The organism is Stenotrophomonas sp. AS1, from assembly GCF_048957655.1.
In the GTDB taxonomy this organism is placed as follows: Bacteria; Pseudomonadota; Gammaproteobacteria; order Xanthomonadales; family Xanthomonadaceae; genus Stenotrophomonas; species Stenotrophomonas bentonitica_A.
In genome coordinates, this window is sequence record NZ_JARVXM010000010.1 from 89,884 (window position 1) to 109,658 (window position 19,775).

Consider the following 19,775-nt stretch of genomic DNA (forward strand, 5'->3'; position numbering starts at 1 on the left):
CTGTTGGGTAAACTGACCTTTGCCGACATCCCGCACGACCCGATCATCATCACCACGCTGATCGGCGCGGGGATCGGTGGCCTGCTCGTGCTGGCCCTGATCACCAAGTTCAAGCTGTGGGGCTATCTCTGGAAAGAGTGGTTCACCTCGGTAGACCACAAGAAGATCGGCGTGATGTACCTCATCGTCGCCTTCGTCATGCTGCTGCGCGGCTTCGCCGACGCGATCATGATGCGCGTCCAGCAGGCCATGGCCGCTGGCGGCAACGAGGGCGTCCTGCCTCCCCATCACTACGACCAGATCTTCACCGCCCACGGCGTGATCATGATCTTCTTCGTGGCGATGCCGCTGATCACCGGCCTGATGAACGTTGTCGTGCCGCTGCAGATCGGCGCACGCGACGTGGCCTTCCCGTTCGTCAACTCGCTCAGCTTCTGGCTGTTCGTGGCGGGCGCGGGCCTGGTGATGATCTCGCTGGGTGTCGGTGAGTTCGCGCAGACCGGCTGGCTGGCCTTCCCGCCGTTGTCAGGCAAGGAATACAGTCCAGGGGTAGGTGTCGATTACTACATCTGGGGCCTGCAGGTAGCAGGCCTGGGTACCACGCTGAGCGGCATCAACTTCTTCATTACCATCCTGAAGATGCGTACCCCCGGCATGAAGCTGATGCAGATGCCGGTGTTCACCTGGACCGCGCTGGTCACCAACGTGCTGATCATCGCCGCCTTCCCGGTGCTGACCATCACCCTGGTGCTGCTGACCCTGGACCGTTACCTGGGCACGCACTTCTTCACCAACGATGGTGGCGGCAACGCCATGCTGTACATCAACCTGATCTGGATCTGGGGTCACCCGGAAGTCTATATCCTGGTCCTGCCGGCCTTCGGCGTGTTCTCCGAGGTCATCGCCACGTTCTCGCGCAAGGCGCTGTTCGGCTACAAGGGCATGGTCTACGCCACCGCCTGCATCGGCGTGCTGTCGTTCATCGTGTGGCTGCACCACTTCTTCACCATGGGCTCGGGTGCCAACGTCAATGCCTTCTTCGGCATCACGACGATGATCATCTCGATCCCGACCGGCGTGAAGATCTTCAACTGGCTGTTCACCATGTTCCGCGGTCGCGTGCAGTTCACGACCCCGGTGCTGTGGACGATCGGCTTCATGGTCACCTTCACCATCGGCGGCATGACCGGCGTGATGCTGGCGATCCCGGCCATCGATTTCGTGCTGCACAACAGCCTGTTCCTGATCGCCCACTTCCACAACGTCATCATCGGCGGCGTGGTGTTCGGCATGTTCGCCGGCATCACCTACTGGTGGCCGAAGATGTTCGGCTTCCGCCTCAATGAAACCTGGGGCAAGCGCGCGTTCTGGTGCTGGTTCATCGGCTTCTATGTCGCGTTCATGCCGCTGTACATCCTGGGCTTCATGGGCATGACCCGCCGCATGCAGAGCTACCCGAACATGGAGTACCAGCCGCTGCTGATCATCGCCATGTGCGGTGCCTTCATCATCGGTGCCGGCATCCTGTGCCAGATCATCCAGATCGCCGTGTCGATCCGCGACCGCAAGAAGACCGCCGACTTGACCGGCGACCCGTGGGACGCGCGTACGCTGGAGTGGGAAACCTCTTCGCCGCCGTCGTTCTACAACTTCGGCTCGCTGCCGCGCGTCACCGAACTGGACGAGTTCTGGGAGCGCAAGCAGCGTGGTGAGGCGTGGGAACGCCCGGCCAAGTACACCGACATCCACATGCCGCGCAACACCGGCACCGGTGTGGTGATCGGCGCCTTCAGCCTGGTGTTCGGCTTTGCGATGATCTGGCACATCTGGTGGCTGGCCATCGTGGGTCTGGTCGGCATGATCGGCACCTTCATCTGGCGCACCTTCGACAAGGACGTGGATTACTACGTGCCGGCCGCGGAAGTGGAGCGGATCGAAAATGAGCACCGTCGCCACCTCGTGGCGCAGGGCCTGGTGAAATCGGAGCTGAAGGCATGAGCACCACTATCCCCAACACCATGAACCATGGGCACGCCGCGCACGCGGCGGCCCACGGCCATGACGACCACGAGCACCACGACACCGGCGGCAATACCGTCTTCGGTTTCTGGGTGTACCTGATGAGCGATTGCCTCATCTTCGCCACCCTGTTTGCGACCTACATCGTGCTGTCCGGCGGCACCGACGGTGGCCCCGGCCCGAAGGACCTGTTCGAACTGTCCTTCGTCGCCTGGGAAACCACGCTGCTGCTGGTCTCCTCGCTGACCTTCGGCCTGGGCATGATCGCCATGCACAAGCAGAAGGTGGGCCAGATGTATGCATGGCTGGCCCTGACCTGGCTGCTGGGCTTTGGCTTCATGTGCATGGAAGTGTGGGAGTTCAACCACCTGATCCATCAGGGCTATGGTCCGGACCACAGTGCGTTCCTGTCGGCGTTCTTCGCGCTGGTCGGTACCCACGGTCTGCACGTGAGCGCGGGTCTGCTGTGGCTGCTGATCATGTTCATCCAGATCAAGCAGAACGGCCTGACCCAGACCAACAAGACCCGCATGGCGTGCCTGAGCCTGTTCTGGCACTTCCTGGATCTGATCTGGATCGGCGTGTTCTCCGTCGTCTATCTGAATGGAGCGCTGTAATGGCCGCACATGACAATCACGCACACGATCATGGCCACGGTGCCGCCGGCGAAAGCCACGGCAGCGTCAAGTCCTACCTGATCGGCTTCCTGCTGGCCGCGGTGCTGACCATCATCCCGTTCTGGGCGGTCATGCATGGCGACCTGCCGCGCTTCACCACCGGCGTCATCATCGTCGTTGCGGCGGTGCTGCAGATCCTGGTGCACCTGGTGTTCTTCCTGCACCTGGACCGCTCCTCGGAACAGCGCTGGAACGTCAGCGCGGCGGCCTTCACCGTCGTGGTGATCGGCATCATCGTCGCCGGTTCGCTGTGGGTCATGCACAACATGAACGTGCACATGATGCACTGACGTCTTCGCGACGTTGCCACACACGGAAAGGCCGCCCTCGGGCGGCCTTTCTGTTTGGCGCGCATGACGACGCAGCAAACGTTGTTCAGGGGGGGGCGTTCCACACGCGGCCGATGGGGGAGGGTCGAGCGCTGGGCCACGCTGCGCTTGCCGGCGAATGTCCCCCGGCGGCGGCCTGCGGCCGCCACCTCCTCCTTTATTTCGCCCACAAGCGCAGCGCGGCCCAGCGTGTCCAGACTACTGGTGCCCGGCAACGGGCTGCTCTCCGCGCGTTATGCCACTTTCGCCAGCCGCATGAACTCCACGGCGTCGACCGGCCGCCCGAGGTGATAGCCCTGCAGCTGGTCGCAGCCCATGTCGCTCAGGTACTGGCGTTGACCGGCCGTTTCCACGCCCTCGGCGACGATCTGCAGCTGCAGGGACCGGCCCAATGCAATGATCGAGGAAACGATCGCCGCGTCTTCGGCGTTGTCTTCCAGGTCGTGCACGAAGGCGCGGTCGATCTTCAGCTCGGTGGCCGGCATGCGCTTGAGATACAGCAGGCTGGAGTAGCCGGTGCCGAAGTCGTCGATGGAGATGTTCACGCCCATCGCGGTCAGCCCGTGCAGGATCAGCAGGCTGGCTTCCACATCGCGCATCGCGGTGGTCTCGGTGACCTCCAGGGTCAGCCGCTTCGGGTCCAGCCCGTGTTTGTCCAGCGTGCGGCGCACAGTCTCCAGCAGCGTGCTCGACCCGAACTGCAGCGGTGAGAGGTTCACCGCCATGGTCCAGTCCGGGTGGCCGGCGTCGTGCCAGTGGCGCAGCTGCGCGCAGGCCTGGTCCAGCACCCAGTCACCGATGGAGAGGATCAGGCCGCTGCGTTCGGCGATCGGAATGAACGCGTCCGGTGACAACAGGCCCAGCTCGGGATGTTGCCAGCGCACCAGCGCCTCGGCCCCGATCGGCGATGTCCCGCTGGCCTGGAACTTGGGCTGGTAATGCAGCACCAGCTCGCCGCGGCTGACCGCCTTGCGCAGTTCCTGCAGCAGTTTCAGCTGGCGGTTCGCGCTCACGTTGAGCGACTGGGTGAAGAAGGTATAGCCGTTCCGGCCCGAATCCTTGGTGTGGTACATCGCCGCATCGGCGTGGGCCATCAGGTCGCGTTCGGTAGTGGCGTCAGCCGGGTACAGCGCGATGCCCAGGCTGGCACTGACCTGCAGTTCCAAGGCATCGATCTCGAACGGCTCGGCCACGCTGGCGATGATCCGTTCGGCGACCACGGCCGCATCTTCCGGATCCTCCACCTGGAACACGATGACGAACTCATCGCCCCCCAGTCGCGCGAAGGTGTCCTGTGCACGCAGCAGCGCGGTGATCCGCTTGCTGACCTGGATCAGCAGTTGGTCACCAAGCTGGTGACCGTAGGCATCGTTGATCGCCTTGAAGCCGTCCAGGTCGCAGAACATCACCGCGAAGCTGAACTGCCGGCGCTGCGCCTTCTCGATCGCCTGCTCGATGCGGTCCTGCAGCAGCATCCGGTTGGGCAGCTGGGTCAGCGGATCATGCAGGGCGGCCTGCATCAGCTTCTCGTTGGCCTGGGCCAGCGAATCGGCGAGCAGGCCGGTGCGGGTGCGCATCTGGCGGTCGAACACCGACGCGATCAGTGCGATCCCCAGGGTCGCCAGCGTCGTGACGATCACCAGCACCGCCAGCCACTTGGTCTCGATGCCCTCGCCATACGCCGCGCCACACATCGCGCCCTCCGGGAAGTGCGCCGCGGCCATGCCGGTGTAGTGCATGCCGACGATCGCCAGGCCCATCACCAGCGAGGCCAGCCCGCGCAGCACGAACGGGCGGCGCTGTTCCAGGCGCAGGCGGAAGGCGATCCACAGCGCCGCACCGGCCGCGCCGATGGCGATCAGGACCGAGGCGGCAAACCACAGGGGGTCGTAGTCGATGCCCGGCTGCATCTCCAGCGCGGCCATGCCCAGGTAATGCATGGCCGCGATCCCCAGGCCCATCAGCACCGCGCCGGCGCACAACCTCGACCACGGCAGCTCCGCGCGTGAGACCAGCCACAGCGCATAGGCCGAAGCCCCGACCGAGACGGCCAGCGAATACAGGGTAATGGCGAGGTCGTAGCCGACCGGGATCGGCAGGTGGAAGGCGAGCATGCCGATGAAGTGCATCGACCAGATGCCCAGCCCCATCGCACCGGCACCACCGGCCAGCCACCAGCGTGCCACCCGGCCGCGGGTGGTGGCCAGGCGGCCGGCCATGTCCAGCGCGGTGTACGAGGCGAGGATGGCAACCAGCAGCGAGAACACGACAAGACTCTGGCTGTAGGTGCCGGTCATGGAAAAGCCTGGAAAAATGGAAAGGAGGGGCAGTGGCCCGCCGGAGTATCGGCCTCGGGGCCGGAAACTTGAGCCCACCCGCCCGGCGTCTCGGTTGCTGCGACGCGGCTCGGCTATCCTGCCTGACAATTGATGATGTGGAAGTGGACATGGCCAAGCGACTCACCGCTTACGTCTGCAGCGAATGCGGCGCCGAATACAGCAAGTGGCAGGGCCAGTGCACCGAGTGCGGCGTCTGGAACACGCTGAGCGAGATCACGCTGGAAAGCGCCACGCCCACCAAGGCGTCGCCCGCGTCGCGGCGCTCCGGCTGGGCCGGCAAGGTCGATGCGCCGAAGATCATGGCGCTCAAGGACGTGCAGCAGACCGAACACCTGCGGGTGAGCACGGGCATCGGTGAGTTCGACCGCGTGCTCGGCGGTGGCCTGGTCGAAGGTGCGGTGGTGCTGGTCGGTGGCGATCCGGGCATCGGCAAGTCCACCCTGCTGTTGCAGGCCGTGGCGAAGATGGCCGCGTCGCTGCCGGTGCTGTACATCACCGGTGAGGAATCGCTGTCGCAGGTGGCAGGCCGTGCAGTGCGTCTGGACCTGCCGCTGGACAACGTCAACGCACTGGCCGAAACGCAGGTGGAGTCGATCCTCCAGCATGCCAGCGTGGCCAAGCCGCGGCTGATCGTGGCCGACTCGGTACAGACGCTGTGGACCGAATCGCTTACCGCCGCACCCGGCTCGGTCAGCCAGGTGCGCGAGAGCGCCGCACGGCTGGTGCGCTTCGCCAAGGAAACCGGCACCGCCGTGTTCCTGGTCGGTCACGTGACCAAGGAAGGCGGCATCGCCGGCCCGCGCGTGCTCGAGCACATGGTCGATGCCGTGCTGTACTTCGAAGGCGAGAGCGGCAGCCGATTCCGCCTGCTGCGCGCTTTCAAGAACCGCTTCGGCGCGGTCAACGAACTGGGCGTGTTCGCCATGGGCGAGAAGGGCCTGAAAGAGGTCTCCAATCCCTCGGCGATCTTCCTCTCCGGCGGCAGCACCCAGCAGCCGGGCAGCTGCGTGATGGTCACCCGCGAGGGCACGCGCCCGCTGCTGGTGGAGGTGCAGGCCTTGGTGGATGCCTCGCCGCTGTCCAACCCGCGCCGCGTGGCGGTGGGTCTGGAGCAGAACCGCCTGGCGATGCTGCTGGCGGTGCTGCACCGCCATGGCGGCGTGCTCGTGGGCGACCAGGACGTGTTCGTCAACGTGGTGGGCGGCATCCGCGTGCAGGAGACCGCGGCCGATCTGCCCGTGCTGCTGGCGGTGCTGTCCTCCTTGCAGGACCGGCCATTGGCAGAGAAGACGATCGCCTTCGGCGAGGTGGGCCTGTCCGGCGAGATCCGCCCGGTGCCCAACGGTGAGGATCGCCTGCGCGAGGCGGCCACGCATGGCTTCAAGCGCGCCATCGTGCCCAAGGCGAACGCGCCGAAGACCGGCAGCGTGAAGGGGATGGAAGTGATCGCGGTGGAGCGGCTGTCCGAGGCGATCGACGCGCTGTAAGCGGGGCCGGGCCGGCGTGGGTTGCCACGGGAAAGTGAGTCAGCGCTCAGCCGGCCTGTGCTAGTTTTCCCTGCTCGACGAAGGCGCCCTCCGGCGCCTTTCCGTGGCAAGGAGTAATCGTTTACATGCAGGACCCGATGTTCAGCACCCCCGCCGCCGAAATCCGCCGCGCCGGGGTCGATCTCAATGGATTGATGACGGTGCTGGGCAAGCACCTGTATTCCACCCCGATGGTGGCGCTGCGCGAACTGGTGCAGAACGCGCACGATTCAATCATCCGTCGCCGTATCGAGCAGCCCGGCAGCCCGGGTGTGTCGCGCATCGACGTGCAGGTGGACGCCGCCGCCGGCGTGCTGCGCATCACCGATACCGGTGCTGGCCTGACCCGGCAGGAAATCCACGATTACCTGGCCACGGTTGGTGTGGGTTACACCCGGGGGCTGCGCCAGGATGGGGAGGACAATGACGGCCTGATCGGCATGTTCGGCCTGGGGTTCCTGTCGGCCTTCGTGCTGGCACGGCGCGTCAGCGTGCGCACCACTTCCTACCAGGCACCGGAACTGGGCCACCTGTACGTGTCCAGCAACGCCGAGCAGTACACCGTCAGCGACGTGCCGGCGCGCGCGATCGGCACCGAGGTCGAGCTGGAGCTGCATCCAGACTTCCTGCCGCTGGCCAACGAAGCGCGCCTGCACGAGGTGTTGGGCCGCTACTGCACGCTGCTGTCCGAGCCGATCTTCATCGGTGCGGCGACCGCCGCGATCAATCCCGAACCGCCGCCGTGGCGCGGGCAGGGTGACGTCGCGCTGCATCCGGTGCAGGCGCGCCGCCAGGCGCTGCAGTTCGCGGCCCGTTTCGAACACGATTTCGAGCCCATCGTGACGATGCCGCTGCAGTCCGATGGCAGCAGCGACGCCCTCGGCATGCTCTGGGTGCAGGACGGTGCCACCTATGGCACCAGCGACAACCGCAACCTGTCGGTGTTCGTGCGCGGCATGCTGCTGGACGACGATGCGCGCGACCTGCTGCCGCCGTGGGCCGGTTTCATCGGCGGGGTGATCGAATCATCGAAGCTGACCCCGACCGCCAGCCGCGAGGACCTGCAGCGCGATGACCACTATCGCGCCGTGCAGCACGCGCTGCTGGAAGCGCTGATCGATGGCCTCGCCGATGTCGCGCGGCAGCAGCCGGAAGCCTGGCGCCGCGTGCTCAGCCGCCACAACGAGGCCCTGCTGGGCGCGGCGCTGTGCGATGAGCGCCTGTTCGACCTGCTTATGGAACACGTGCGCGTGCCGACCTCGCAGGGTGACCTGCCGGCGAGCGCGCTGCCGGCGCGCGGTGCGGTGCATGTGATCCTCGACAACGGTGGTGGCTTCGAGGAAATGCTGTTCCGCGCGATGGGCGTGCCGGTCGCGCATGGTCATCGCTATGCAGTAGTGCCGTTCCTGCGGCGCTGGGCCCAGGCCAAGGGCCTGCGCCTGGTCGAGCTGGGCACCGAACAGGGCAATCGCGCCCTGTTCCGCACCGACGACAGCCTCGACGATGCGCAGCTGGCCTGGCTGCGCGAGCACCTGGGCGATGGCGAGCAGCTGCTGCCGGCGCGGTTCAGCCCCGAGGCACTCCCGGTGGTGGTGGTGCCCGACCGCGAAGCCGAACTGAAGCAGCGCCTGGAAGACGACGAGAACGACAAGCGCGTATCGATGGCCGCATTGCGACTGGCCCGCCAATTCACCGCACGCATCGAGGCACGTGCGCCGTCGCGGCTGTACCTCAACCTGGACAATCCAGCGGTGCAGGCGTTGCTGCAGGCCCAGCGCGACGGCCACCCGCAGGCCGGGGCGGCCGCGCGCCTGCTGCGCTCACTGAAGATCATCGTGTCCGCGCAGGGCCGGCCGTTGCAGCGGAGCACCGCGACGCCAGGCCCCGATCTCAACGGTGCATTTACCGATATTGCCGGTGCCCTGCAGCAGATGCTGCGCTGAGTACCGCCCCCTCTCTCATCAAGCCTTCGCTAGACAGGAGCCTCAACCCCCCATGGATATCTGGAACTGGGTCGAAAAACTGCAGGAAGACCTGCGCCTGGCAGGCCAGGCACAGAACGCCCACCTGCTCACCCGCCTTGCCGATGACGTCAGTGAACTGCAGGTCGATCGCGTCGATGCACTGCTGCCTGAAGCGCGCGCGCTGGGCAAGGCATTGGACAACCCCTGGGTCGACGTCTATGTCGGCCACTGGGCCCTGCGCAACCACGTCGGCAACCGCATGGAAGGTGAAAGCGCGCTGGGCGAGTCGGTGGCGCTGTTCGAGCGCGCACACCGCGCCGATACCCTGGACTGCCCGCAGTCGATCTGCGTCACCCAGGATCTTGCCGCCTGCTATGGCAACATCGATGGTCCGGGCTGGGTGCCCGAACGCATCGAGGTCTGCGACGAGACGCTGGGCCGCATCGACCCGAGCTGGGCTTGCTTCCAGTGCCTGAGCTGCGAGAAGGCCGACGCGCTGCTGGACGACGGCCGCGGCCAAGACGCGCTGGAGTACCTGCAGGTGCAGGCGGCGGCGATCCAGGCGCGCGGCAAGGAAGTGTTCGACAGCTTCCCTGAAATGCAGATCAAGATCCTGCTGGCCAGCGGCCGTGCGCAGGAAGCGCTGGCGCTGATCGAGACGCGCGAAGCCGAGGTGGCCGCTGCGGGCGAATACGAACCTGCCAACTGCACGGTGCCGCGCCGGCTGTCTAAGGCCTGGGCACTGGCCCAGTTGGGGCGCGATGAAGAGGCGCTGCAGCAGCTGGTGCCCTGGAGCGAGCTGACGCCGAATCACTGGCGGCTGTGGGCCAATACCGCTTCGACGCTGTGCAGCCGTGATGGCGCACGCAATACATGGGATCTGGGGACGCGCTTCAACACGATCATCGAGCACTTCGCCGCTGTCGGCGCGCATCGCCTGGTGATCGAGATCGCCGCGTTGAGCCTGGAGCTGGCCCTGCAGCGCGGTGCACGCTGGGTGGCGCAGCGCCAGCTTGGACTGGCCCGTACCCACCTGGCGCAGCTGCGGCAGGATCGTGGCGCTGCCGCGCTGGTGAGTGGATTGGCGGCGCGGATCGAGGCGCTGCCGGAGATGGCACCCTTGCCGGTGCCGGCCGATGAACTGCTGGCGTGGCTGCAGGCTCAAGGCGAACAGCACCAGTCGCGCGATCCCGAGCGTGAAGCGCAGTGGCTGCTGCAGGCGCACGCCGAGCGGCCGGACGACGGCGCACTGGCCGAAGTTGCCGCCTCGGCGTTGCATGCCTGTGGCGCGAAGACCGAAGCGCAGGCGCTGCTGTGGGACTTCGTGCGCGGCCACGCGCAGGAAGATGGCGCAGCGGCCTACACGCTGATGCGTTGGCTGGCCGAGCAGGGCGATGATGACGGCCTGCGCAGGCTGGCGGCGACCTACCGCGACAGCGTGCCGGTGTTCGCGCACTGGTGCGAGGTGCAGCGTGCCCGGCGCGCGTCCGACTGGCCGGCGCTGGAACAGGCCGCGCAGGCGTTGCTCACGCTGTCGCCAGGCTCGAACGGCGCACGCGGGACGCTTGCCCGCATGTACATGGAGACCGGCCGCTTCAGCGACGCCCAGGCCTGCTATGCGCAGCTGGTGGAGACGCTGGATGAGCCCAACGCCGCGCACTGGGACCACATGAGTGCGGCCAGCGCGGCGCGCGACTGGGAGGCGGTGCGCCGCTCGGCGGCGGCGATCGGCATGGAACTGTCCAGTCAGCAGGGCGTGGTCGAAGAGTCCTGGGGCTGGGTGATCATCCGCAGCGAAGAGGGCGGCGAGCCGATGGAGTACTACGGCCGCCGCACCGGACCGGTGACCGCGCGCATCGTCGAGAACGCACCGGCCAACCGCGCGCAGCAGGTGGGGGACTGGGTGGTGTTTGACGCCGGCCTCGTACACCCCGCGCCGGAGGACGAAGCGGAGCGCGAGCACTTCATTCCGACCTATGCGCAGGTGCACGTGCTGGAGCGGGGCGGTTTCGCACGCAGCTGGCTGGTCGACGGCGCGCACCCGGGCGAGGAGGCGTGGAACGCTCTGGTAGCAGCGGCAGAGGCACAGGGCTGGAAGGTGTGGGCGCACAGCCGGCCGGACTACACGGTGACCGATCCGGATGCGGAAGGCGGGACGCTGCCGGGCCTGCTGTTCACTATCGCCCAGCCACAGGATCACGCGCCGCTGGCACTGCATCGCTTCCTGCAGCAGGTGACGCCGGAGTGGGCGCACCCGCACTGCTGGCTGCGCCTGGCCGAGGCCTGCGACCAGGACCGTCAGCCGCATCTGGACGCGATCGAACGGTACGGGTTGTGATCAACGGATAGCGGATTGGTGCCCGCCGGCGGCCTGCCGGCCAACAGTCGGCAGCTCCCCTTGCGAGGTTCGGGCAGGTGCCGACCGTTGGTCGGCACGCCTCTATCGCGTGCGGCCGAACACCAATTCGATCACGAACTGGCTGCCGAAGAACGCCAACAGCAGCAGCGCCATCGCGGTCAGGGTCCAGTGCACCGCCTTCGCGCCGCGCCAGCCATAGCGGCGGCGGCCGATCAGCAGGGTGCCGAACACGATCCAGGACAGGATGCTGAGCACGGTCTTGTGGACCAGCTTCTGCGCCAGCAGGTCATCGACGAACAGCACGCCGGTGACCAGGGTGAGCGTCAACAGCGCAAAGCCGACCGCGATCACGCGGAACAGCAGGGCTTCCAGATCGGCCAGCGGGGGCAGGGCGCGCAGCCACGGCCGGAAATCGCGGCGGCGCAGGGCGCGCTCCTGCAGCCACAGCATGATGGCCAGCAGGGCGGCCACGCTGAGGGTGGCGTAGGCAAGCAGCGCCATCCAGGCGTGGGTGGCCAGCTGCCAGCCCAGCGGCCTGCTCGGCTCGTGGCCGTAGGCGTGATAGATCCACAACACCGCGGCGGCCATCGGGAACACCAGCACGCCAAGTGCGGCCATGCGCCCGCGCGCGGCGACCAGCGAGGTCAGCCACGCCATGCCCAGGCCGACCAGCGACAGGGCCGCGAAAAAGTGCATGTCCGGGCCGCCGCTGGTGCGCATCGCCACCAGCACGTGATAGCCGCCGTGCAGCAGCATCGCCGGGAGCGCCGGCCACAGCCAGGCCGGGGAGGTCACCGCATCATCGCGGACGACCGCGCGCACCAGCAGGCCGGTGGCGGTCAGGTACAGCAGGGTCGCGATGAGAACGATTGTCATCGTGTCAGTTTCGCATACCCCCGGGGTGCTGGCGATGCCCGGCGGGCGGCAGCTTGCGGTCGGTCCGGGAGCCGGGGCGGAACCGTTATACTGGCGGTCTCATTGTCTTTTGTTCTGAACAGGTCGCTTCCATGTTCGAGTCCCTGACCCAGCGCCTCTCCGGCACCATCGAGCGGCTGCGCGGCCGCGGTCGCCTGACCGAGGAAAACATCCGCGAGGCCACCCGCGAAGTCCGCATCGCGCTGCTCGAGGCCGATGTCGCGCTGCCCGTGGTGCAGGCGCTGGTCGAGCGCATCAAGGTGCGCGCGGTCGGCCAGGAAGTGCTCAAGTCGCTGACCCCGGGCCAGGCGCTGATCAAGGTCGTGCGCGACGAGCTGACCGCGGTCATGGGCTCGGCCGCCTCGGACCTGAACCTCAACGTGCCGGCCCCGGCGATCATCCTGATGGCCGGCCTGCAGGGTGCGGGCAAGACCACCACGGTGGGCAAGCTGGCCAAGCACCTCAAGGAAAAGCGCAAGAAGAAGGTGATGGTGGTCTCGGCCGACGTCTACCGTCCGGCCGCGATCGAGCAGCTCAAGACCCTGGCCGACCAGGTCGGCGTGCTGTTCTTCCCGTCCACTGCCGACCAGAAGCCGGAAGCGATCGTCCGCGCTGCGATCGATGACGCGCGCAAGTCGTTCGTGGATGTGCTGATCGTCGATACCGCCGGTCGCCTGGCCATCGACGAAGCGATGATGGCCGAGATCAAGGCGCTGCACGCCGCGGTCAACCCGGCCGAAACGCTGTTCGTGGTCGACGCCATGACCGGCCAGGATGCCGCCAACACCGCCAAGGCCTTCGGCGATGCGCTGCCGCTGACCGGCGTGGTGCTGACCAAGACCGACGGTGACGCCCGCGGTGGTGCCGCGCTGAGCGTGCGCTACATCACCGGCAAGCCGATCAAGTTCGTCGGTGTCAGCGAAAAGCCGGACGGCCTGGATGTGTTCCACCCGGACCGTATCGCCAGCCGCATCCTGGACATGGGCGATGTGCTGTCGCTGGTGGAGCAGGTCGAGCAGCAGGTCGACAAGGACAAGGCCCAGAAGCTGGCCGAGAAGGTCGCCAAGGGCAAGAAGTTCGATCTGAACGACATGCGTGACCAGCTCGAGCAGATGCAGAACATGGGCGGCATCGGCGGCCTGATGGACAAGCTGCCGGGCCTGGGCCAGATTCCCGAGCACCTCAAGCAGCAGGTCAGCCAGGGCAAGGAAGTGCCGCGCATGATCGCGATCATCAACTCGATGACCAAGAAAGAGCGCCGCAACCCGGGCCTGCTCAACGGCTCGCGCCGCGCCCGCATCGCGCGTGGTTCCGGCCTGACCCCGGCCGACGTCAACAAGCTCATGAAGCAGTTCCAGCAGATGGAAAAAATGATGAGCAAGATGGCCGGCGGCGGCATGAAGGGCATGATGCGCAGCATGAAAGGCATGATGGGCGCCATGGGCGGCCGCGGCGGCATGCCGTTCCGCTGAGTCCTGCGCGCATGCATTCCGGGCGGGGGCGGTGCGGCGTATGCTGGCACCGTCTCCTTCCCCAGGTGCGCCGCGCGTGAATGGTTCCCCGCTTCTCGAACGCGCCGACAGCTTCTGTCGGCGTTTTGCATTGCAGGCCCCGATCCTGCTCGCGCCGATGGCCGGCGCCTGCCCGGTGCCGCTGTCGGCGGCGCTGGCCAACGCCGGCAGCATGGGCGCGATGGGCGCGGTGCTGTCCCAGCCGCAGGACATCGTGGCGTGGATGACCGATTTCCACGCGCAGTCCGCAGGGCCGGCGCAGGTCAATGTCTGGATTCCTGATCCGCTGCCGCGGCGCGATGCCGATGCGGAAGCCGCGACACGTCGCTTCCTGGCGCAGTGGGGGCCGGAGGTGCCGGCCAGTGCGGCCGATGCAGGACCGGCCGATTTCGATGCACAGTTCGAGGCCCTGATCGAGGCGCGCCCGGCGGTGGCCTCGACCATCATGGGCCTGTTCTCCGCAGCGCAGGTGCAGCGCCTGAAAGACGTGGGCATTGCCTGGATCGCGTGCGCGACGACCCTGGCCGAAGCGCGTGCCGCACAGGCCGCCGGCGCCGACGCGGTGGTTGCGCAGGGGTTTGAAGCCGGCGGGCATCGGGGCGCGTTCGATCCCGATGCGGCCGAGCGCCAGCTGGTCGGGTTGTTCGCGCTGCTGCCGCGGCTGGCCGATCATCTGGATATTCCGGTGATCGCGGCCGGTGGCATCGCCGATGGGCGCGGCATCGCCGCGGCGCTGACGCTGGGCGCGAGTGCAGTGCAGGTGGGCACCGCGTTCCTGCGTACCCCCGAGTGTCATTTGAATCCGGCGTGGTCGCAGGCATTGGCCGAGGCCGAACCCGAAGATACCTGGCCGACCCGCGCTTTCAGTGGTCGCCTCGGCCGTGGCCTGGCGACCGCGTATGTACGTGCCGCCGCGTCTGCCGATGCGCCGCCGTCGCGCCCGTATCCGGTGCAGCGTGGCCTGACCGCACCGATGCGCGCGCAGGCAGGCCGCGACAGCAACCTCGATGCGATGCAGGCCTGGGCCGGGCAATCCGCATGGATGGCACCGGCACGCCCCGCCGCCGAGGTGCTGCAGCAGATGTGGTCCGACGCCAAGGCGTTGCTGGGATGACGCCGTACTGCAATGGCCGGCCGGCCACGGTCGATGATCTTGCCGGGGCGCTGACCAACTACGGCCATTTCACCTCGTTGCAGGTGCGCGGTGGTGCGGTGCAGGGCCTGGACCTGCATCTGCAGCGCCTGCAGGAGGGCACGGCCGAGCTGTTCGGCAGCGCACTGGATCCGCTGCAGGTGCGGGCCTGGATGCACGGCGCGCTGCAGGTCGAGGGCGTGGTCGATGCGTCGCTGCGGGTGACTGTGTTCTCGCGCCAGTTCGATTTCCGGCGGCCGCTGCAACCGGTGGCCGTCGATGTGCTGGTCGCCGTGGCGCCACCGGTCGATCTACCGGCGATATCGCGGCGGCTGCGGACGGTGCGCTATCAGCGCGAGCTGCCGCACGTGAAGCATGTCGGTACGTTCGCACTGTTCCAGCATCGTCGCGAGGCATTGCAGGCTGGCGTGGACGACGCGCTGTTCGTTGGCGACGACGGGCATATCAGCGAAGGCACCACCTGGAACATCGCCTTCGCCAGTGGTGGCACGCTGGTCTGGCCGCAGGCGCGCGCGCTGCGCGGCACCCACGAACGCCTGCTGCAGGCAGGGTGGGGCGGCGATCAGCAGGTGCGGCCGGTCGCGCTGGCGGACCTGGCCGGGTTCGACGCCGCCATCGCCTGCAATGCCGCCGGCATCTGGCCGATCGCGAGGGTCGATGGCGTCGCACTGGGGAACTCGGAAGCCCTGTGCGCCAACGCCCGGCGGGTGCTCGCCGGGACACCCTGGCAGCCCTTGTCGTCGTGAACGCTCCGATCAATGAGCCCTGTTCAGCTTTCAAGGCCTTCACAGGCTTGGAATGGCGGGAGGCCGCCGCTATAATCGCCGGCTTACCGCGCCATCCTGGCGACTGGGCAATTGAGGAAACAACACCATGGTCAAGATTCGACTGACCCGCGGCGGCGCCAAGAAGCGTCCGTTCTACCACATCATCGTGACCGACTCGCGCAGCGCCCGTGATGGCCGCAACATCGAGCGCGTCGGTTACTACAACCCGGTTGCCCAGGGTGCCGAGTCCCGCATCGTGCTGGACCTGCCGCTGGTCGACAAGTGGGTCGCCAACGGCGCCCAGATGACCGACAAGGTCCGCAACCTGTACAAGGAAGCGACCAAGGCCCAGGCCTCTGCGGCCTGATCCTGAAGGGCCGCGCCTGCCGCGGCCCATTCGGTCTATTCAGATGAAAGATACCGAGCGCCGGATCCTGCTGGGCAGGATTGTCGGCGCTTTTGGTGTGCGAGGCGAGATCAAGCTCGAGTCCTGGACCGAGCCGCGTACCGCCATTTTCCACTATCAGCCCTGGATCCTGCGGACCCCCGCCGGCCAGGAGAGCACGCTCACCGGTGCGCGCGGACGTCAGTCCGGCAAGCATCTGGTTGCCGTGTTTCCCGGCATCACCGACCGCGACGTGGTCGAGGCGATGTACGGGACCGAAGTCTATGTCGCGCGCAGCGCACTGCCGCCGCCGAAGCCCGATGAATATTACTGGGTCGATCTGGAAGGCCTGCAGGTGCGTACCGTCGATGGCATCGAACTGGGGCGGGCATCCCACCTGTTCTCGACCGGCTCCAACGATGTGCTCGTGGTGCAGGGTGACCGTGAGCGGATGATTCCGTTCGTGCAGCCCGAATTCGTGGTGTCGGTGGATTTCGAGGCCAACCTGATCGTGGTCGACTGGGATCCGGAGTTCTAGGCCGGATGCGTATCGACGTCGTCACGTTGTTTCCCGAGTTCATGGCGCAGTCGGCCGCGCTGGGCGTGGTCGGCCGTGCCGCTGAGCGCGGTCTGCTGGATCTGCACGGCTGGAATCCGCGTGACTATGCCGAAGGCAACTACCGCCGGGTGGACGACCGTCCGTTCGGGGGTGGCCCGGGCATGGTCATGCTGATCGAGCCGCTGCGGGCCTGCCTGGCTGCGGCCAAGGCGGCGGACCCGGCGCCTGCGCCGGTGATCTACCTCAGCCCGCAGGGCAGGCCGCTGACCCAGGCCAAGGTCCGGGAACTGGCGGCACTGCCGCGCATGATCCTGCTCTGCGGCCGCTATGAAGGCATCGACGAGCGTTTCCTCGAGGCCGAGGTCACCGAGGAGATCTCGCTGGGCGATTACGTCCTGTCCGGCGGAGAGCTGGGCGCGGCGGTGATCGTCGATGCAGTCACCCGCCTGCAGGACGGGGCCCTCGGCGATGCCGAATCGGCCGCCCAGGACAGTTTCGAAGGCCCGCAGGGGCTGCTGGACTGCCCGCACTACAGTCATCCCGCGCAGCATGAATGGGGCACTGTCCCGGACGTGCTGCGCTCGGGCAACCATGCCGCCATCGCCCGTTGGCGACGGCAGCAGTCGCTGCTGCGTACCGCGCTGCGGCGGCCGGATCTGCTCGATGAAAGCCAGTTGCCCAAGGCCGACCGCCTCCTGCTGGAGCAGGCACGGCAGGCCCTTGCCAAGGATCCGACCCCCTAGCGCGGGGGCGGGATCTTGTTTACAATTCGGGATTGCCATCGGCCTTTTGGGCGCGGTGGCAGGAATCCCTACAAAAAACGTGCAGCACAGTCCGGTGACTGCATGAGCCCACGTTGTCGAACGACACGACCACCCGAACACTATCGGTGCACCCATGAGCAAGCTGAACAAATCCATCCTCTCGGACTTCGAATCCGCCCAGATCACCCGCGAGCTGCCGAAGTTCAGCCAGGGTGACACCGTCGTCGTCAACGTGAAGGTGAAGGAAGGCAACCGTGAGCGCGTGCAGGCTTACGAAGGCGTCGTCATCGGCACCAAGAACGCCGGCCTGAACTCCGCGTTCACCGTCCGCAAGATCTCGCACGGCTACGGCGTCGAGCGCGTCTTCCAGACCCACAGCGCCATCATCGACTCGGTCGAAGTGAAGCGTCGTGGCAAGGTCCGCGCCGGCAAGCTGTACTACCTGCGTGGCCTGGAAGGCAAGGCTGCCCGCATCAAGGAAGATCTGGCTGCTGCTGCGCAGGCCAAGGCCGCGCGCCTGGCTGCCAAGGCTGCCCAGTAATTCCCGGCCGACAACTTCGGTTGTCGCCTCAAACGGCCACCTTCGGGTGGCCGTTTGCGTTTGTGGCCTCGTGATGGAGAAGCACATGGACCGTTATCCCGCCGATGTATGTCTTGCCCTGCAGGCCATGGCCGACGCCAAGGTGCCCGCCGGCATGCGCGCACCGCCGATGCATCGGCTGCTGTGGCGCATGGGGCTGCGCGTGCCGCCCCCGCTGCTCGCCAGCTTCGGTGCCAACCTGTTCGTGATGGGCGGACTGTTCGGGGTGCTGTGGGGCGTGTTGTGGCGCCTGTTGATGGGGCTGGTGCTTGACCTTGGCTCGCTCACGCTCGGCATCACCGTGGGCAGTGCTGTCATGGCCGGGCTGTTGTTCGGCCTGCTGATGGCGCTGCTCATGCGCTACCAGCGCCGGCGCTACAGGCTGCCGGCCTGGAGGACCCTGCTGCAGGGGCGCGTGGCCTAATCCGGCCGTGCGCTGCCCGCCGCGGCGGGCTGCAGCGTGGTGGGATTCGGGTCCGCCACGGGCGACGGCGGCGACGCCGGGATCTCGGCCGGGGCCGCCAGCTCTTCATGATGGCTGGGCAGCATGCGTGCCTTGCGCCAGCCGCCCCAGCGGTAATACGCCAGCGACATCAGCATCGCGCAGAACGAGCTGACCGGGAAGCTCCACCACACCGCGTCGGCGCCCCAACGGTCCTGCAGCAGCTCGGCGAACGGCACGCGGATGCCCCACAGCGAGGCGGCCAGGATCAGCAGCGGCGGGATCACCGCGCCGGTGGAGCGCACCACGCCGGAGATCACGAAGTTCACGCCGAAGAACAGGAACGACCACACCGCGATGTGGTTGAGGTGGCGGGCCACTTCCAGCGCCTGGCTGCCCTCGGGCAGGAACAGAGCGAGCGTGTAACGATCAAGCAGGATCAGCGGCAGGATCAGCACGCCGGTCAGCAGGAAGTTGTAGAGCACACCGCTGCGGGCGGTGCCACGGACGCGGTCCCAGCGCTGCGCGCCGACGTTCTGCGCCGCCATGGTCGAGCACGCCGCGCCGATCGCCATCGCCGGCATCTGCACATAGGTCCACAGCTGCAGCGAGGCACCATACGCGGCCGCGGTATCGGTGCCGTAGCCGTTGACCATGGTCATCATCAGGATCATCGACAGCGAGATCAGCACCATCTGCAGGCCCATCGGCACGCCCTTGACCACCAGGGCGCGCAGGATCTCCCCATCGATCTTGAACAGCGCCATGTCCTTGCGCCCCAGCCAGAGCACATGGCGCTTGTTGCGCATGTACCAGAGCAGGCCGAGCAGCGAGAGGGTCTGCGCGATCAGCGTGGCCCAGGCCGCGCCGGCGATGCCCAGCTGCGGGAACGGGCCGATGCCGAAGATCAGCAGCGGGTTGAAGCCGATGTCCAGCAGCACCGAGAGCAGCAGGAAGCGGAACGGCGTGCGTGAATCGCCCACGCCGCGCAGTGCCGAGCTCAGGAAGGCGAAGGCATACAGCGTGGGCATCGCCAGGAAGATGATGCGCAGGTAGGCCTCGGCCAGTGGCAGGGATTCGGCCGGTGTGCCCATCGCCGCCAGCAGCGGGTGTGAGAGCCACCAGCCGGCAATCGCGATCACCACCGACAGGCCGATGAAGAAGGTCGCGCTGGTGCCCATCACGCGCCGCGCCTGCGGCAGGTCGCGTGCGCCCATCGACTGGCCGATCAGGATCGAGGCGGCCATGCCGATGCCGAACACCGAGCCGATCAGGAAGAACATGATGTTGTTGGCGTTCGCGGTGGCGGTGAGCGCCGCTTCGCCGAGGAAGCGGCCGACCCAGATCGCGTTCACCGAGCCGTTCAGCGACTGGGCGATGTTGCCGGCCAGGATCGGCAGGGCGAACAGGAACAGATTGCGCTCGATCGGGCCGGTGGTCAGGTCAAGCGGCGCTTTGGCCATGTGCGCTGGAGATCATGCTCAGA

General features: G+C 67.0%; 17 protein-coding genes. 14 read left to right on the plus strand and 3 right to left on the minus strand.

Annotated elements, in window-relative coordinates; translation table 11 throughout:
• From cyoB to cyoD, 3 genes are read left to right on the plus strand one after another with little or no spacing between them, the layout of a single operon-like run.
• On the plus strand, positions 1-1,998 hold the full coding sequence (gene cyoB / locus PV764_RS19335) for a cytochrome o ubiquinol oxidase subunit I (protein WP_026069991.1): 1,998 nt from the start codon (positions 1-3) through the stop codon (positions 1,996-1,998).
• Positions 1,995-2,636: a cytochrome o ubiquinol oxidase subunit III gene (gene cyoC, locus PV764_RS19340; protein ID WP_046272182.1), complete on the plus strand. Its 642-nt coding sequence runs from the start codon at positions 1,995-1,997 to the stop codon at positions 2,634-2,636. Before cyoB ends, cyoC begins: the two co-directional genes overlap by 4 nt.
• The gene (gene cyoD, locus PV764_RS19345) at positions 2,636-2,986 is read left to right on the plus strand and encodes a cytochrome o ubiquinol oxidase subunit IV (protein WP_019184497.1); all 351 of its coding nucleotides are present in this window, start codon (positions 2,636-2,638) and stop codon (positions 2,984-2,986) included. Before cyoC ends, cyoD begins: the two co-directional genes overlap by 1 nt.
• Positions 2,987-3,258: 272 nt before the next feature.
• On the opposite strand, the gene PV764_RS19350 is transcribed toward cyoD, so the two are convergent.
• Positions 3,259-5,322 carry a putative bifunctional diguanylate cyclase/phosphodiesterase gene (locus PV764_RS19350; protein WP_421117317.1) on the minus strand — a complete coding sequence of 688 codons (2,064 nt, stop codon included), beginning with the start codon at positions 5,320-5,322 and terminating at the stop codon, positions 3,259-3,261.
• 149 nt (positions 5,323-5,471) lie between these two features.
• On the opposite strand from PV764_RS19350, the gene radA reads away from it, so the two are divergent.
• From radA to PV764_RS19365, 3 genes are all read left to right on the plus strand, one after another.
• Positions 5,472-6,851, plus strand: a complete 1,380-nt coding sequence (gene radA / locus PV764_RS19355) for a DNA repair protein RadA (protein WP_421117318.1) — start codon at positions 5,472-5,474, stop codon at positions 6,849-6,851.
• A gap of 125 nt (positions 6,852-6,976) precedes the next feature.
• Positions 6,977-8,833: an ATP-binding protein gene (locus PV764_RS19360; RefSeq protein WP_421117319.1), complete on the plus strand. Its 1,857-nt coding sequence runs from the start codon at positions 6,977-6,979 to the stop codon at positions 8,831-8,833.
• 52 nt (positions 8,834-8,885) lie between these two features.
• A complete protein-coding gene (locus tag PV764_RS19365; protein ID WP_421117320.1) occupies positions 8,886-11,192 on the plus strand; it encodes a hypothetical protein in 2,307 nt (768 codons plus the stop codon).
• Between the two features lie 102 nt (positions 11,193-11,294).
• Here the strand turns inward: PV764_RS19365 and PV764_RS19370 are convergent, their stop codons facing one another.
• Complete coding sequence (locus PV764_RS19370; protein ID WP_019184492.1) at positions 11,295-12,089, minus strand: cytochrome C assembly family protein; 795 nt, start codon at positions 12,087-12,089, stop codon at positions 11,295-11,297.
• A 131-nt stretch (positions 12,090-12,220) separates the two neighbouring features.
• On the opposite strand from PV764_RS19370, the gene ffh reads away from it, so the two are divergent.
• The 8 genes from ffh (at position 12,221) to PV764_RS19410 (ending at position 18,271) form a co-directional block, all read left to right on the plus strand.
• The gene (gene ffh / locus PV764_RS19375) at positions 12,221-13,600 is read left to right on the plus strand and encodes a signal recognition particle protein (protein WP_019184491.1); all 1,380 of its coding nucleotides are present in this window, start codon (positions 12,221-12,223) and stop codon (positions 13,598-13,600) included.
• Positions 13,601-13,676: 76 nt separating this feature from the next.
• The gene (locus PV764_RS19380; RefSeq protein WP_421117321.1) at positions 13,677-14,753 is read left to right on the plus strand and encodes an NAD(P)H-dependent flavin oxidoreductase; all 1,077 of its coding nucleotides are present in this window, start codon (positions 13,677-13,679) and stop codon (positions 14,751-14,753) included.
• Complete coding sequence (locus PV764_RS19385) at positions 14,750-15,538, plus strand: aminotransferase class IV family protein (RefSeq protein WP_421117323.1); 789 nt, start codon at positions 14,750-14,752, stop codon at positions 15,536-15,538. The genes PV764_RS19380 and PV764_RS19385 overlap by 4 nt, the downstream gene beginning before the upstream one ends.
• Before the next feature lie 127 nt (positions 15,539-15,665).
• Entirely contained in the window at positions 15,666-15,926 is a 261-nt protein-coding gene (gene rpsP / locus PV764_RS19390) for a 30S ribosomal protein S16 (RefSeq protein WP_017356068.1), read from the plus strand.
• A gap of 43 nt (positions 15,927-15,969) precedes the next feature.
• On the plus strand, positions 15,970-16,482 hold the full coding sequence (gene rimM, locus PV764_RS19395) for a ribosome maturation factor RimM (protein ID WP_421117325.1): 513 nt from the start codon (positions 15,970-15,972) through the stop codon (positions 16,480-16,482).
• Positions 16,483-16,487: 5 nt separating this feature from the next.
• The gene (trmD, locus tag PV764_RS19400; protein WP_019184487.1) at positions 16,488-17,246 is read left to right on the plus strand and encodes a tRNA (guanosine(37)-N1)-methyltransferase TrmD; all 759 of its coding nucleotides are present in this window, start codon (positions 16,488-16,490) and stop codon (positions 17,244-17,246) included.
• Positions 17,247-17,400: 154 nt separating this feature from the next.
• On the plus strand, positions 17,401-17,808 hold the full coding sequence (rplS, locus tag PV764_RS19405; RefSeq protein ID WP_019184486.1) for a 50S ribosomal protein L19: 408 nt from the start codon (positions 17,401-17,403) through the stop codon (positions 17,806-17,808).
• Positions 17,809-17,893: 85 nt separating this feature from the next.
• Positions 17,894-18,271 (plus strand): DUF6404 family protein, encoded by a 378-nt coding sequence (locus PV764_RS19410; RefSeq protein ID WP_421117327.1) that lies wholly within the window; start codon positions 17,894-17,896, stop codon positions 18,269-18,271.
• Here PV764_RS19410 and PV764_RS19415 read toward each other — a convergent pair.
• Positions 18,268-19,752 (minus strand): MATE family efflux transporter, encoded by a 1,485-nt coding sequence (locus PV764_RS19415; protein WP_421117329.1) that lies wholly within the window; start codon positions 19,750-19,752, stop codon positions 18,268-18,270. The two genes, PV764_RS19410 and PV764_RS19415, sit on opposite strands and share 4 nt — an antisense overlap.
• Positions 19,753-19,775 lie beyond the last annotated feature (23 nt).